At 44.3% G+C, this 13,186-nt stretch carries 14 protein-coding genes, 2 rRNA genes and 1 other RNA gene (1 of these 17 cut by a window edge); 12 read left to right on the forward strand and 5 right to left on the reverse strand.

From position 1 onward, the window contains the following. Nucleotides 1-42 precede the first annotated feature (42 nt). From IGI92_RS03400 to IGI92_RS03430, 7 genes are all read left to right on the forward strand, one after another. Nucleotides 43-378, forward strand: a complete 336-nt coding sequence (locus tag IGI92_RS03400) for a hypothetical protein (protein ID WP_005227636.1) — start codon at nucleotides 43-45, stop codon at nucleotides 376-378. Nucleotides 379-509: 131 nt separating this feature from the next. Then, nucleotides 510-1,016: a tRNA adenosine(34) deaminase TadA gene (gene tadA, locus IGI92_RS03405; RefSeq protein ID WP_015509027.1), complete on the forward strand. Its 507-nt coding sequence runs from the start codon at nucleotides 510-512 to the stop codon at nucleotides 1,014-1,016. A gap of 29 nt (nucleotides 1,017-1,045) precedes the next feature. Next, nucleotides 1,046-1,132, forward strand: an RNA gene (gene ffs / locus IGI92_RS03410) — signal recognition particle sRNA small type. 634 nt (nucleotides 1,133-1,766) lie between these two features. Continuing rightward, on the forward strand, nucleotides 1,767-3,149 hold the full coding sequence (locus tag IGI92_RS03415; RefSeq protein WP_430608072.1) for a bifunctional metallophosphatase/5'-nucleotidase: 1,383 nt from the start codon (nucleotides 1,767-1,769) through the stop codon (nucleotides 3,147-3,149). 88 nt (nucleotides 3,150-3,237) lie between these two features. Continuing rightward, nucleotides 3,238-3,858, forward strand: coding sequence for a YutD family protein (locus tag IGI92_RS03420; protein ID WP_005231988.1), 621 nt, complete (start codon nucleotides 3,238-3,240; stop codon nucleotides 3,856-3,858). Nucleotide 3,859: 1 nt separating this feature from the next. Next, a complete protein-coding gene (locus IGI92_RS03425; protein WP_061053784.1) occupies nucleotides 3,860-4,630 on the forward strand; it encodes a TIGR01457 family HAD-type hydrolase in 771 nt (256 codons plus the stop codon). Then, entirely contained in the window at nucleotides 4,627-5,265 is a 639-nt protein-coding gene (locus IGI92_RS03430) for a TIGR01906 family membrane protein (protein WP_008378077.1), read from the forward strand. Before IGI92_RS03425 ends, IGI92_RS03430 begins: the two co-directional genes overlap by 4 nt. Nucleotides 5,266-5,321: 56 nt before the next feature. Here IGI92_RS03430 and IGI92_RS03435 read toward each other — a convergent pair whose 3' ends face one another. From IGI92_RS03435 to IGI92_RS03450, 4 genes are all read right to left on the reverse strand, one after another. Then, nucleotides 5,322-5,831 (reverse strand): phosphatidylglycerophosphatase A family protein, encoded by a 510-nt coding sequence (locus IGI92_RS03435; RefSeq protein ID WP_005227653.1) that lies wholly within the window; start codon nucleotides 5,829-5,831, stop codon nucleotides 5,322-5,324. A gap of 105 nt (nucleotides 5,832-5,936) precedes the next feature. Then, a complete protein-coding gene (locus tag IGI92_RS03440; RefSeq protein ID WP_430608074.1) occupies nucleotides 5,937-6,254 on the reverse strand; it encodes a hypothetical protein in 318 nt (105 codons plus the stop codon). A 47-nt stretch (nucleotides 6,255-6,301) separates the two neighbouring features. Continuing rightward, nucleotides 6,302-6,577 carry an HD domain-containing protein gene (locus IGI92_RS03445; RefSeq protein ID WP_430608076.1) on the reverse strand — a complete coding sequence of 92 codons (276 nt, stop codon included), beginning with the start codon at nucleotides 6,575-6,577 and terminating at the stop codon, nucleotides 6,302-6,304. A 5-nt stretch (nucleotides 6,578-6,582) separates the two neighbouring features. Continuing rightward, complete coding sequence (locus IGI92_RS03450; protein ID WP_010748839.1) at nucleotides 6,583-7,560, reverse strand: NAD(P)/FAD-dependent oxidoreductase; 978 nt, start codon at nucleotides 7,558-7,560, stop codon at nucleotides 6,583-6,585. Between the two features lie 139 nt (nucleotides 7,561-7,699). Here IGI92_RS03450 and IGI92_RS03455 point away from each other — a divergent pair, with 139 nt between their 5' ends. Next, nucleotides 7,700-8,287: a peptidylprolyl isomerase gene (locus IGI92_RS03455; RefSeq protein WP_005231982.1), complete on the forward strand. Its 588-nt coding sequence runs from the start codon at nucleotides 7,700-7,702 to the stop codon at nucleotides 8,285-8,287. Between the two features lie 89 nt (nucleotides 8,288-8,376). Here the strand turns inward: IGI92_RS03455 and IGI92_RS03460 are convergent, their stop codons facing one another. Continuing rightward, on the reverse strand, nucleotides 8,377-9,558 hold the full coding sequence (locus IGI92_RS03460) for a MalY/PatB family protein (RefSeq protein WP_430608078.1): 1,182 nt from the start codon (nucleotides 9,556-9,558) through the stop codon (nucleotides 8,377-8,379). Nucleotides 9,559-9,651: 93 nt separating this feature from the next. On the opposite strand from IGI92_RS03460, the gene IGI92_RS03465 reads away from it, so the two are divergent. From IGI92_RS03465 to IGI92_RS03480, 4 genes are all read left to right on the forward strand, one after another. Next, the gene (locus IGI92_RS03465; RefSeq protein ID WP_008378090.1) at nucleotides 9,652-10,032 is read left to right on the forward strand and encodes a CvfD/Ygs/GSP13 family RNA-binding post-transcriptional regulator; all 381 of its coding nucleotides are present in this window, start codon (nucleotides 9,652-9,654) and stop codon (nucleotides 10,030-10,032) included. Nucleotides 10,033-10,099: 67 nt separating this feature from the next. Continuing rightward, complete coding sequence (locus IGI92_RS03470; protein WP_034871858.1) at nucleotides 10,100-10,462, forward strand: hypothetical protein; 363 nt, start codon at nucleotides 10,100-10,102, stop codon at nucleotides 10,460-10,462. 566 nt (nucleotides 10,463-11,028) lie between these two features. After that, a 16S ribosomal RNA gene (locus IGI92_RS03475) occupies nucleotides 11,029-12,588 on the forward strand. A 229-nt stretch (nucleotides 12,589-12,817) separates the two neighbouring features. After that, a 23S ribosomal RNA gene (locus tag IGI92_RS03480) occupies nucleotides 12,818-13,186 on the forward strand (it continues 2,546 nt past the right edge of the window). The 16S and 23S rRNA genes sit together here, the layout of an rRNA operon.

Here is a 13,186-nt window from a genome sequence, read left to right on the forward strand (position 1 = left end):
TCGTGCTATGATGGAAGTAGCAAAATAAGGGAGCTGATCGATATGAAAACATCATCAAAAGTAACGATTGGATTAAGCATTGCAGCGATCGCTGGGATCACTACTGCCGTCGTTGTATCAGACAAAGTATTCAATAAAGTACGCTTCGCTTGCAACCGACACAAAGTAAAGAAATTTGTCGATGACAAATTCAACGGCAATGAAAAATTGTTGGATGTCGTAGACGGCTTGTCTGACAATGAATTGGATTCGTTGTTAGGTGTGATGAAAAAAGTCAATGAGGGCCGCAACAAAATCTCTGTTTACGGAGACAACATCAAAGATTCGACAGAACATGTCAAAGACAAGTTGACGAGCTTTGTTGATTCCGTCTTTTAAGCCAATCATTCCATTTGAAACTCGCAGGGACATCGGTCTTTGCGAGTTTTTCTCGTCTTTCTAAGCGTTTTTCGTTATACTAACAAGGAAATGCACGAAATGGTGCGAGGTAGAGGAGTGAAAGTGAAGTCGTGGAAAAAACAAGTACCTTGACTGCCGAGGAAAAAGCGTTCTTTATGGAAGAAGCAATCAAAGAAGCCCGAAAAGCAGAAGGTTTGGCAGAAGTACCGATCGGTGCTGTCGTCGTCTTGGATGGCAAAATCATTGGTCGTGGGCACAATCTACGAGAAACGCAGCAACAAGCCGCAGCGCATGCGGAGATGTTTGCGATCGAGGAAGCCTGTCGCACTGTCGGAAGTTGGCGCTTAGAACAAGCGCAGCTGTTTGTGACCTTGGAACCATGCCCGATGTGCAGTGGGGCGATGTTATTGGCACGGGTGGAAGAAGTGTATTTTGGTGCCTACGATCCCAAAGGCGGCACTGCTGGTACATTGATGAATTTATTGGAAGATGAGCGCTTCAACCATTGGTCCTATGTGGAAGGCGGCATTTTAGAAGAAGCATGCGGCCAGCTGCTAACAGATTTTTTCCGAGCATTACGAGAAAAGAAAAAACAAAAAAAGGCTGGCAATCTCTAACGAAATACGTTATACTAAGTTTTGCCGAAAGGCTAGGACAATGGAGGTCTTGTGAAGCGTGTCAGATCCGGAAGGAAGCAGCACTAAGCAGGATTCTCCATGTGTCTGATTGAAAAACTGCTTGCTTTTAAAGAAAGCAGTAGTACTAATTGAATCGATGATCATTCAAACCTGAGACAGACTGTCTTAGGTTTTTTTATTGTCTGAAAGTCTTTGTGATACCAAGGGCTGTTCTAATTGTATTCTGCTTTAAATCTAGGCAATCGATAGCAGCTCTCAGAGGGTTAAGTTGTATTTTTGATACAAAGGCTTTATTCCTGTTTAGAACCTTACTCTGATAACTTTTCTGTTGGCGATTTTTGTACTCTCAAAGAATCAGTAGTTCTGACGAACTGAAACATGGATTACCTGCTCTCGATATTCGATAGAATCTTCGTTTCAAGAACTCTTTATTTTCGCTTCAACGAATTGCCTCCGCCGTGTTATCGGTTGCAATTCCCCCAAATAACCAGAAAAAATCACTTTCCTTTTTACAGTCAGAAAAGTGATTTTTTCTTTTGAACAACTGTCACTGTAACTGTTTCTTTTTTACAAAAAGTCACCATTCTTTTCCAAGCATTCCAATGGTTTCCCAGAGATTTTATGCTATGCTTATTTTGTAGAGACTTCCGTCGTCTTTCTACTGGCAACCCTTGATGCCAAGAGAAACGGATAGTGATTTCAGGCGACGTATTTGAAAAGAGGCGCACAATGGAAAAAATTACGATTATCCATACCAACGATCTGCATTCCCACCTAGAACATTGGCCGAAGATGCGGCGTTATTTGGATCAAAGAAAACGAGAAGCGGATACGACCGAAGAGACAGTGATCGCGGTCGACTTAGGCGACTTTGTCGATCGCTGGCATCCTTTGACAGAAGCAACTGACGGCAAGGCGAATATCGACTTGATGAATCAAGGGCATTATGATGCGGTGACGATTGGGAACAATGAGGGAGTCGGCAATCCCAAAGAGGTCTTGCAGCATCTGTATGACCAAGCAGCATTTCCGGTCATTTTAGGCAACTTATTTGATAAAAAGGATTTGCGTCCGCCAAAGTGGGCACAAGAATACAAAATCATGGAAAGCAATCAAGGAGCCAAAATCGGCTTGATCGCTTTTACGGCACCGTTTCCGCTAACATATGCCCCCAACGGTTGGGACATTCGCGAACCCTTGGAGATTTTGCCTTCATTAGTGCAGCATTTGCGCCCCGAGGTCGATCTGCTGGTCTTGATGAGCCATCTAGGCATCAATGCTGACCGCCAGATTGCGAGGGACTTTCCAGAGTTAGATGTTATATTAGGTTCCCACACGCACCATTTGTTTGAAAAGGGCGAAGTCATCAATGGGGTTCAAATTGGCGCAGCTGGCAAGTTTGGTTTTAACATTGGCGAAGTCGAAGTGGTCTTAGATGATCACCACCGCCCGATCAAGCATCGCGCACGTGTGATTCCGACGGATTCGTTGGTGGCTTTTCCGCAAGATGAGGAAAAGATCGCCGAATATCTATCGATCGGCCATCGCTTGCTGCGGGCAAATCAGGTGGCAGAAATTCCAGCAGCGTTTACGAGGGATTGGCAAAGTGAACATTCCTTGGTTCGGGAGGCTCTTTTGGCATTATGTGCCAAAGGACAGACGGATGCCGCCATCTTAAATACGGGGCTATTTTTAGATGATTTACCACAAGGGCGGGTCGATCAAGATCAGCTGCACACGATTTTGCCCCATCCGATGCATTTGATTCGAGTGACGCTGCAAGGCGCGGATGTCATTCGATTGGTCTTAGAGATGGAAAAAAATCGCAACTTTTTGCGCAATTTCCCAATTATGGGGATGGGCTTTCGAGGGAAGATTTTTGGCGAACTGGTTTATGAAGGCATTCGCTTTGATGAAAAAAACCACCAAGTTTTGTGGAAGCAAGAACCAGTTGATGTCTCTCAAAGCTACACGTTGACTCTTGTGGATCACTACTTGTTTATTCCGTTTTTCCCGACGATCGAGATTGCTGGAACTGTTGAGTTTCTTTTTCCAGACTTTATTCGGACGGTGGTCGGTGATTACTTGAGTCAGAAATACCCTATTCAGTAGTTGGTACCCCTCCAGTGGTTTTTTGAGGAAAACCGCGACTATCATTGAGGAATAAAACAAGGTATAATAAACAGCAGGTGGTGAAAAAATGACCGAAAAACAAACGATCACAGATGAAATGACATCTGTACTAGAAGAAATTATTGAAGAACCAGCGAAACAACCGCAAAAAGGCGAGTTGGTGACTTTGTTGAATGATGAAGAATTAATGATTGGCAATCGACAATACAAATTGGTCATGGATTATCGTGAAGGCTTCGATCCTGAAAAACTTGGTGAGCGTTACAGTGAAGTTTTGGCACGCTATGATTATATCGTAGGTGATTGGGGTTATGAACAGCTACGCTTGAAAGGCTTCTTTGAAAAGGATAACCGCAAAGCATTACCCGATCAGCGCATTGACATGCTGGAAGACTATTTGTATGAGTATTGCAACTTCGGTTGTGCCTATTTCGTGATCCAGAGGGTTGGCGGCAAGAAAGAAAAAAGTACCTCCCGAAGACGTAAGAAAAAGCCAGCTCAAACGAATCAAAATCAAACTACACAACAAAACGCACATATAGAAGAAAAGCGTGAAGCAATTCCGCAGAAGAAAAGCAAACCAACGATCAAAAATCGTAAACCAAAAGAAAAAAACGTCAAAAAAACCGAAACAACTACGGTGAAAAAAGGCAAAAAAGAGTTTACGATTCGACAAAGGGAAGAATAAGATGAAATATAAAGGCTATTTGATTGATCTAGACGGCACGATTTATTTAGGAAAAGAGCCGATCCCTGCTGGGAAACGCTTCGTAGAATCCTTACAAGAAAAAGGACTGCCCTATTTATTTGTGACCAACAATACGACCCGCAGTCCCGAAGTCGTGGCACAGCGATTGGCGGATGAATTTTCGATTCACGTGGCACCAGAAACGATCTATACCGCAAGCTTGGCAACGATCGATTTTATGAAAGACCATGGCAAAGGCCGCAAAGTGTTTGTGATCGGCGAAGCGGGGTTGATCGATTTGATCTTAGCTGCTGGGTTTGAGTGGGAAGAAACCAATCCGGATTATGTCGTGGTTGGTTTAGACAACCACGTGACGTATGAAAAATTTGTTTTAGCAACGTTAGCGATCCAAAAAGGAGCTACCTTTATCGGGACCAATCCAGACAAAAATATCCCGACGGAAAGAGGCTTGTTGCCAGGTGCGGGTTCACTGATTGCAATGGTGGAGACTGCCACCCAAACGCAACCAATTTTTATTGGCAAGCCAGAAGCCATCATTATGGAAAAAGCGGTGGCACACATCGGCTTATCAAAAGAAGAGGTCTTGATGGTGGGGGACAATTACGAAACCGATATTCGCTCGGGGATCCAAAACGGGATCGATTCTTTGCTCGTATTATCTGGCTTTACCCCGAAAGCGGCGGTTCCGACATTACCGGTAGCACCAACCTATGTGGTTGATTCTTTAGATGAGTGGGATTTTGAACAATGAAAAAACAAGTGTGGCTTGAACGCTTAGGATTTGTCTGCTTGTTTTTGTTTTTGGTCAGTCTAGCGATCACCCTAACGATCAATTTTCGACCGTTATATTGGTTTGATGTCGATCACTTAAATCTGCTGGATTATACCTCGCTAACAAGAGAAGAGTTGTTGAAGAACTATGGCTTATTGTTAGATTTTCTAAACAATCCCTTTGCAAGTACGCTCGCCTTGCCAGATTTTCCAATGTCTGAAGCGGGGGCTGGTCATTTCTACGATGTAAAACAGTTGTTTCTATTAAATTATGCTGTGATGATCGTCACGTTGCTGCCCAGTATCTGGTTCGTCAATCGGCTACGACAAAACCAACAGCAATGGCGCTTGATTCGTCCTTTTCAATGGGGGATGATATTGCCGCTGATTTTCGGGTTTTTGATGGCAGTCGGCTTTGATCGCTTTTTCGTTACGTTCCATGAGATTTTCTTCAGTAACGACGATTGGCTATTTAATCCAGCCACCGATCCGATCATCAACGTATTGCCAGAAACGTTTTTCATGCATTGCTTTATTCTCTTTTTTGTCTTGATTGAAGTCTTCTTTTTTGCTTTCTATTGGTGGGGCAAACGAGGCTTAAAAAAAACAGCGTAATGAAAAAAAGACCAACGATCCACTTCCTTTGAAGAAGGCGGATCGTCGGTCTTTTTTTATTGCGTAATGTAATGAGATTTACTTGGGTGTTGATGGGCTAAGCGACTTGCGGCAGAAGCGGCAATGGCACCTACGATATCATCTAAAAAGGTGTGAACGCGGGGACCGTCGTGCTTATTCAGTTCTTTCAAAATGCCCGGTTTGACTTTATCAATGTATCCGTAGTTAGTAAAACCGATGGAGCCGTACACATTGACGATGGATAGTGCGAGGATCTCATCGATCCCATAAAGCCCTTCGTCTTCTTTGACGATTTCTTGCAGTGGATGCAGCAGTTGATTTTCTTCTGCCAAAATATCCAATTGGACACCCGTCAAAATCGTGTTGTGGACTTCCCGCTTGCTTAAGACAGCGTTGACGCTTTCGATACACATCTCCAACGTGATGCCTTCAATGTAATCTTTTTGCAAGAACATCACCAATTCGCCGATGTCTTGCAGTGAGACACCGCGGTCGGCCAACAATTCTCTTGCTTTGTCTTCAAGTGTTTTGCTTTCTAATACCATATAGTTCCCCTCCATGTAAAAATAGTTTATTCAAAAGTCAACGTGCGACTGATGGATTGCAATCAGTAGTGCCTTATTCCAGTTGCAGCCAATGCCATTTGGGTTTTAGTCCCTTCTGACATCCATTGAAGCACAGGTGTTTGCTAGTTCTGCTTTGGCTGCCACTGCCCAAGGATGGGGGACCACTAAGTCACCGGCAAAGAGCCAGTCCATATAAAACTCAGCGGCGGCTTCCAAGGAATCATCGAGGCGGTCTAATAAGCCGGTTAAAAAAGGCGCTTGATCTTTGCGATCCCATTTGATTTTGTCGGCTAAAAAAACGAGTAGATCGAGACGACGATAATGGGTCTTTAAGGTGGTATGACAGCTGATGGCGGACAGAATGTCTGGATCAGACACCTGAAAAACCGTTTTTGCCAACAAAGCGGATTGCTGCTGATGCAGCAAAAAAGGTGCTTGCCGCTCCGCGTCTAAGATCGTTCGCCTACTGCTATCTGCAAGGCGATTCGCTGGTCATTAGGGATGACGACGCTGACATCGTGCAGCAGTCCTGCCAAGTAAGCTTTATCCGCATTGACTTGAAACCGTTCTGCCAATCCTTTGGCTTCTTGGGCAACGGCCAGATTGTGGACCGCCGTTTCGGCATGATCGAAGGCTTCCAGATACTGAACCATTTGCTCGGTGATGGTCTCCCCCTGTAAAGGGTGGTTATAGGCGGCAAGTTGACGTTGACCAGCTTGTTTCATCTCAGCTACTCCTTAAAAAGACTTGTACTATGGGCAGGTTGTGTCCGCGTTTTGGGATCAATGTAGTGGAGCGCATTGTTCACCGCAGTTGGGGCTTCCCCGAAACCAGTAGCGATCAGGTCGACTTTTCCATCGTATAAAACGACATCCCCACAGCCATAGATCCCAGGAACAGACGTGCTCATATCTGAAGAGACGAAGACTCCTTGGCGGCTGCTTTTCATGCCCCAATCCTTGATGTTCAATGTGGAAGAAAAACCGTAATTGACGATCAAAGCATCCAATGAAAGGCTGACCGTTTCATCACCTTTGACTTGCTGCAACGAGACACCAGTCAAACGTTGCTCTCCTTGAATCTCTTGGATCACATAGGGAGTCAAAATGTTGACGGCAGAAGCTTGCAATTTGCTGACGCTATGTTCATGGGCACGAAATTCAGGACGGCGATGGATCAAGTAGACTTCACTAGCGATCGGCTCCAGCATCAATGCCCAATCGATGGCAGAATCGCCGCCACCGGCGATCGCTACTTTGCGTCCGGCATACTTCATCAAATCGGTGACAAAATAGTCTAAGCCGTATCCTTCAAACCGCTCGCTTTCTGGCAAAGTCAGTTTGCGCGGCTGGAAGGAGCCGTTTCCTAAAGCCAAAATCACGGCTTTCGAGTAATGGATTCCTTTGTCGGTGGTGACTTCGATATAGTCTTCTTGTTTTTCGACCGACAAGACGGTTTCTTCTAAACAATATTGGTGATTGAAAGTTGTCAACTGTTTTTCCAGGTTTTGGACAAGATCGCCCGCTTTGATTTTCGGATAACCTGGGATATCGTAGATGTATTTTTCTGGGTATAAAGTAGCAAGCTGACCGCCTAATTGCGGCAAGCTGTCGATAATCTTAGTTTTGGCGTTACGCATGCCGGCATAGAAAGCAGAAAACATCCCGCTAGGTCCGGCGCCGATAATCGTTATATCAAAAATATCCATGTTATTCCTCTTTTCTAACCACGTTGGGTGAAGCATGTTCGTGTTGTACGAATAGCTTCATTATAGCAAAAATTATCCAAACTAGCATTTTTTCAATTTTCTGCTATCATGGATTTATGAGAGAGAAGGAGGAGTTAATGTGTCTGAATTTCCACAGTTAGCATTAGAAAAACAAACTGGCCATCAAGCAGTCATCAAAACCAATCGTGGGGATGTAGTTGTACAATTGTTCCCAGAATTGGCACCAAAAACAGTGAAAAACTTCGTTGAATTAGCGAAAAAAGGGTATTACGATGGGATCATCTTCCACCGTGTCATTCCTGATTTTATGATTCAAGGCGGTGACCCAACTGGTACAGGTATGGGCGGCGAAAGTATCTATGGCGGCAGCTTTGAAGATGAATTTTCAAAAGAGTTGTTCAATCTTCGTGGCGCTTTATCCATGGCAAACGCTGGTCCGAATACTAACGGCAGTCAGTTTTTCATCGTAAACAACCAAAATGTTCCTAGCAACATGTTAGGTCAATTAGAAGGTGCTGGTTATCCAGCTGAAATCATCGAAGCCTATCAAGCAGGTGGTACTCCTTGGTTAGATTTCCGTCACACAGTCTTCGGTCATGTGATCGAAGGAATGTCAGTTGTTGATGAAATTGCTGGTGTGCAACGGGGACCACAAGATCGTCCGGTGCACGATGTAGTGATCGAAACGATCGAAATCAGCGAATAAAACAAAAAGAACCCAAAAGCAGTTTCAACGGTCATCCTCAGGAGACCTTTGAAATGGCAGCTTTAGGGTTCTTTTTTTACACGTAAGCGTTAATCGATCGGTTGGTCTTTAAACGCGGCGGCGATTTGATTGAGTGCTTTTTCTAATAGCTCTTTAGGGCAGGCAAAGTTTAGCCGCATATGGTGACTCCCGTGGGGACCAAAGATACTTCCTTGATTCAACACGACGCTGGCTTCTTTGATCAGTTTTCTATGTAGCTGATTGTCCGTTAGGCCATAGGCAGAAAAATCTAGCCAGATCAAGTAAGTTCCTTCAGGCTTTTGAAACGACACGGTTGGCAGTTGGTCAGTCAAAAAGTCACAGACAAAGGTGCGATTTGCCTCTAAGTAGGACAATAGTTCTTCTAACCATTCTTCAGATTCACGATACGCTGCTTCAGTAGCGATCAATCCAAACGTATTGATCTCCCCTTGAACGTTACGCTCCTGTGTTTTTGCAAATTGGCTGCGCAAGGTTTTATCTTTGATGAATACCATCGAATTTTTGATCCCAGCTAAATTAAAGGTCTTGGTTGCTGAAGTCAAGATGATTGAAAAATCGGCAAAGTTTGGCTCAACTGTTTGGAAAGAAACAAAGTGATTTGGCGCAAAAACGATGTCTTGATGAATCTCATCACTGACAACGATCACTTGATGTTTTTGACAAATACGGCCGATCGCCAGTAGTTCTTCTTTGGACCATACCCGGCCACCAGGATTATGCGGATTACATAGAAGAAACAATTTTACCTTCTTTTCGATGATCGTTCGTTCCATCGCATCAAAATCGATGACGAAGCGTCCATCTTTTTCCAATAAGGGTTCTTGAATTAAGGTACGCTGATTGTTTTTGACAACCTGGGCAAAGGGATGGTAAACCGGATCGTGGATCAATACGGCATCTCCTTCTTGGGTGTAACTTTGGATCGCTAGTGCAATACTAGGAACGACACCGCTATTAAAAAGGATCGCTTCTTTATTGATGGTATAACCATGACGTCTTTGCTGCCAATCGATGATGGATTCAAGCAGCGAATCAGGGATGGTGGAGTACCCATAGATCCCTTGGGCAACTGCTTTTTCTAACGCTTTTTTCACTGGTTCTGGTGCCAGAAAATCCATGTCGGCTACCCAAAGCGGCAATAAGTTTTCTTCCTTATAGGTTTTTGCAATTGTATCCCATTTGACGCTATTGGTATTTAAGCGCGGATGAACTTTGTCAAAATTGATCATGCGTTTCCCTCCTATATTGTGTAACGTTGTTTCTGATGCTTCAAATCTACCACTAGTTCAAGTATAATGAAAGTGGAAAAGAGAGGAAAGACTATGAATTATCAAATCGGGAACATTATAGAAGGAACAGTCACTGGGATTCAACCCTATGGTGCATTTGTTTCGTTAGATAAAGAAACGCAAGGCTTGATCCATGTTTCAGAGATCCAATCCGGGTTTACTAAAAATATCCATGAAGTCTTACAGATCGGCCAAAAAATCCGTGTACAAATCATTGATATTGACGAATACAGCCAAAAGATCAGTTTGTCCCGCCGTACATTGGAAACAAGTTTTGTTCAGCCACCCTTTAAGCGTAAACGCTACTTTACAAATAAGAATAAGCGGATTGGTTTCCGTACGGTTGGAGAAGCTTTACCAGTGTGGGTGAAAGAAGCTAAAGAAATGTTAGAAAAAGAAAACAGCAACAGATAATCGTGCATATTTTCTGAAAATGTGCTAAAATTAGTTTACAAACAGATGAATAACTGAGGTGGGTATTTTGGGATCCAAAAAAGTAGCGGGTACAGTTATGATGCACTTAGCAAATGGTTCGAAACGATTTTTGATGCAAATACACGAAGGCACTGCGGAATTAGCGTCAACGGATTTTTCTGAAGATAAAACCGGCTTGGCTACGATCTTACAATTGTTTAAAGACCGTATCCACCTTGATGTGACAGCGATCGAACTCGTTGAACTCACAAATGGCAACATTGATACGCAAAACATTCCTTTATTTGTTTTTGAAACACAAGAAGCAGGACAAACGCAACAGCTGCCAGAAGGGTATGCGTGGGAAGAGCCCAATATCTTTCGTAAGATCATCGAAGACTATAAGATCGAAGGCGTTCCGTTCTTTTAGCAACTGTATACTAGTGAAAAGACTGAAGACCGTTATGACGGTCTTTTTTTATTGAAAACTTTTTGTAAATAAAATGAAATATTTCCTTGACCTGAGTCAAGAAGAATGGTAAATTAGTCAACGTTGGCAATTGAGTCAGCGGGTCAAAAATGCTTTTGAAAAAACTTCAAAAAAAGACTTGACCAAAAATGAAACAGATGATATTATAACGAAGTCGCAATTTTAGAACAGTTAATCGATGTTGATACATCAACAAAATTAATTAAAAAAAGTTGTTGACAAATAACAAATCATTTGTTATTCTAATGAAGTCGCTGAGACAGCCGCTGCGAAGTTGAAAAACAACGAGCGAAAAAAAACTTTTAAAAAAGAGTTGACAATCAATTGTCGCTCTGATATGATATAAAAGTTGCTAACACAGCACTGTAGACCTTTGAAAACTGAACAAAGCAAGCAAACGAACCAATGTGTAGGACGTTTCAATTTATTGAAACAAATACATGCAAGCAATAGCTAGCAAAGTTAATTTTTATGAGCTTAATGACCGTATGGTCATTCAAACAAATCATTATGAGAGTTTGATCCTGGCTCAGGACGAACGCTGGCGGCGTGCCTAATACATGCAAGTCGAACGCTTTTTCTTTCACCGGAGCTTGCTCCACCGAAAGAAAAAGAGTGGCGAACGGGTGAGTAACACGTGGGTAACCTGCCCATCAGAAGGGGATAACACTTGGAAACAGGTGCTAATACCGTATAACACTATTTTCCGCATGGAAGAAAGTTGAAAGGCGCTTTTGCGTCACTGATGGATGGACCCGCGGTGCATTAGCTAGTTGGTGAGGTAACGGCTCACCAAGGCAACGATGCATAGCCGACCTGAGAGGGTGATCGGCCACACTGGGACTGAGACACGGCCCAGACTCCTACGGGAGGCAGCAGTAGGGAATCTTCGGCAATGGACGAAAGTCTGACCGAGCAACGCCGCGTGAGTGAAGAAGGTTTTCGGATCGTAAAACTCTGTTGTTAGAGAAGAACAAGGATGAGAGTAGAACGTTCATCCCTTGACGGTATCTAACCAGAAAGCCACGGCTAACTACGTGCCAGCAGCCGCGGTAATACGTAGGTGGCAAGCGTTGTCCGGATTTATTGGGCGTAAAGCGAGCGCAGGCGGTTTCTTAAGTCTGATGTGAAAGCCCCCGGCTCAACCGGGGAGGGTCATTGGAAACTGGGAGACTTGAGTGCAGAAGAGGAGAGTGGAATTCCATGTGTAGCGGTGAAATGCGTAGATATATGGAGGAACACCAGTGGCGAAGGCGGCTCTCTGGTCTGTAACTGACGCTGAGGCTCGAAAGCGTGGGGAGCGAACAGGATTAGATACCCTGGTAGTCCACGCCGTAAACGATGAGTGCTAAGTGTTGGAGGGTTTCCGCCCTTCAGTGCTGCAGCAAACGCATTAAGCACTCCGCCTGGGGAGTACGACCGCAAGGTTGAAACTCAAAGGAATTGACGGGGGCCCGCACAAGCGGTGGAGCATGTGGTTTAATTCGAAGCAACGCGAAGAACCTTACCAGGTCTTGACATCCTTTGACCACTCTAGAGATAGAGCTTCCCCTTCGGGGGCAAAGTGACAGGTGGTGCATGGTTGTCGTCAGCTCGTGTCGTGAGATGTTGGGTTAAGTCCCGCAACGAGCGCAACCCTTATTGTTAGTTGCCATCATTTAGTTGGGCACTCTAGCGAGACTGCCGGTGACAAACCGGAGGAAGGTGGGGATGACGTCAAATCATCATGCCCCTTATGACCTGGGCTACACACGTGCTACAATGGGAAGTACAACGAGTTGCGAAGTCGCGAGGCTAAGCTAATCTCTTAAAGCTTCTCTCAGTTCGGATTGTAGGCTGCAACTCGCCTACATGAAGCCGGAATCGCTAGTAATCGCGGATCAGCACGCCGCGGTGAATACGTTCCCGGGCCTTGTACACACCGCCCGTCACACCACGAGAGTTTGTAACACCCGAAGTCGGTGAGGTAACCTTTTTGGAGCCAGCCGCCTAAGGTGGGATAGATGATTGGGGTGAAGTCGTAACAAGGTAGCCGTATCGGAAGGTGCGGCTGGATCACCTCCTTTCTAAGGAATATTTCGGAAGACTACACATCGTTTGCCTTTGTTCAGTTTTGAGAGGTTTACTCTCAAACAAAATTTGTTCATTGAAAACTGGATATCGAAGAAAAAATCAAAACAAGTAACACACACCGAGTTGAAATGTTAAAAGAGTTTTTTAATAAGTTCAACGCTTATTTTCTTGAGCAACCTTCTATCGCTAGAAGAAGTACTCAAAACCGACCGTAAGGTCAAAGGTTAAGTGAATAAGGGCGCACGGTGGATGCCTTGGCACTAGGAGCCGATGAAGGACGGGACTAACACCGATATGCTTTGGGGAGCTGTAAGTAAGCTATGATCCAGAGATTTCCGAATGGGGAAACCCAGCATCTTTTATAGGATGTTACGTCTGCGTGAATACATAGCGCAGTCGAGGTAGACGCAGAGAACTGAAACATCTAAGTACCTGCAGGAAGAGAAAGAAAATTCGATTCCCTGAGTAGCGGCGAGCGAAACGGGAAAAGCCCAAACCAACAAGCTTGCTTGTTGGGGTTGTAGGACTCCGATATGGTAGTCTATTCAGATAGTCGAAATACTTGGAAAAGTATGTCAAAGAGGGTAAAAA

The sequence above is a fragment of the Enterococcus sp. DIV2379 genome, from assembly GCF_050542965.1.
GTDB lineage: Bacteria > Bacillota > Bacilli > Lactobacillales > Enterococcaceae > Enterococcus_D > Enterococcus_D entomosocium.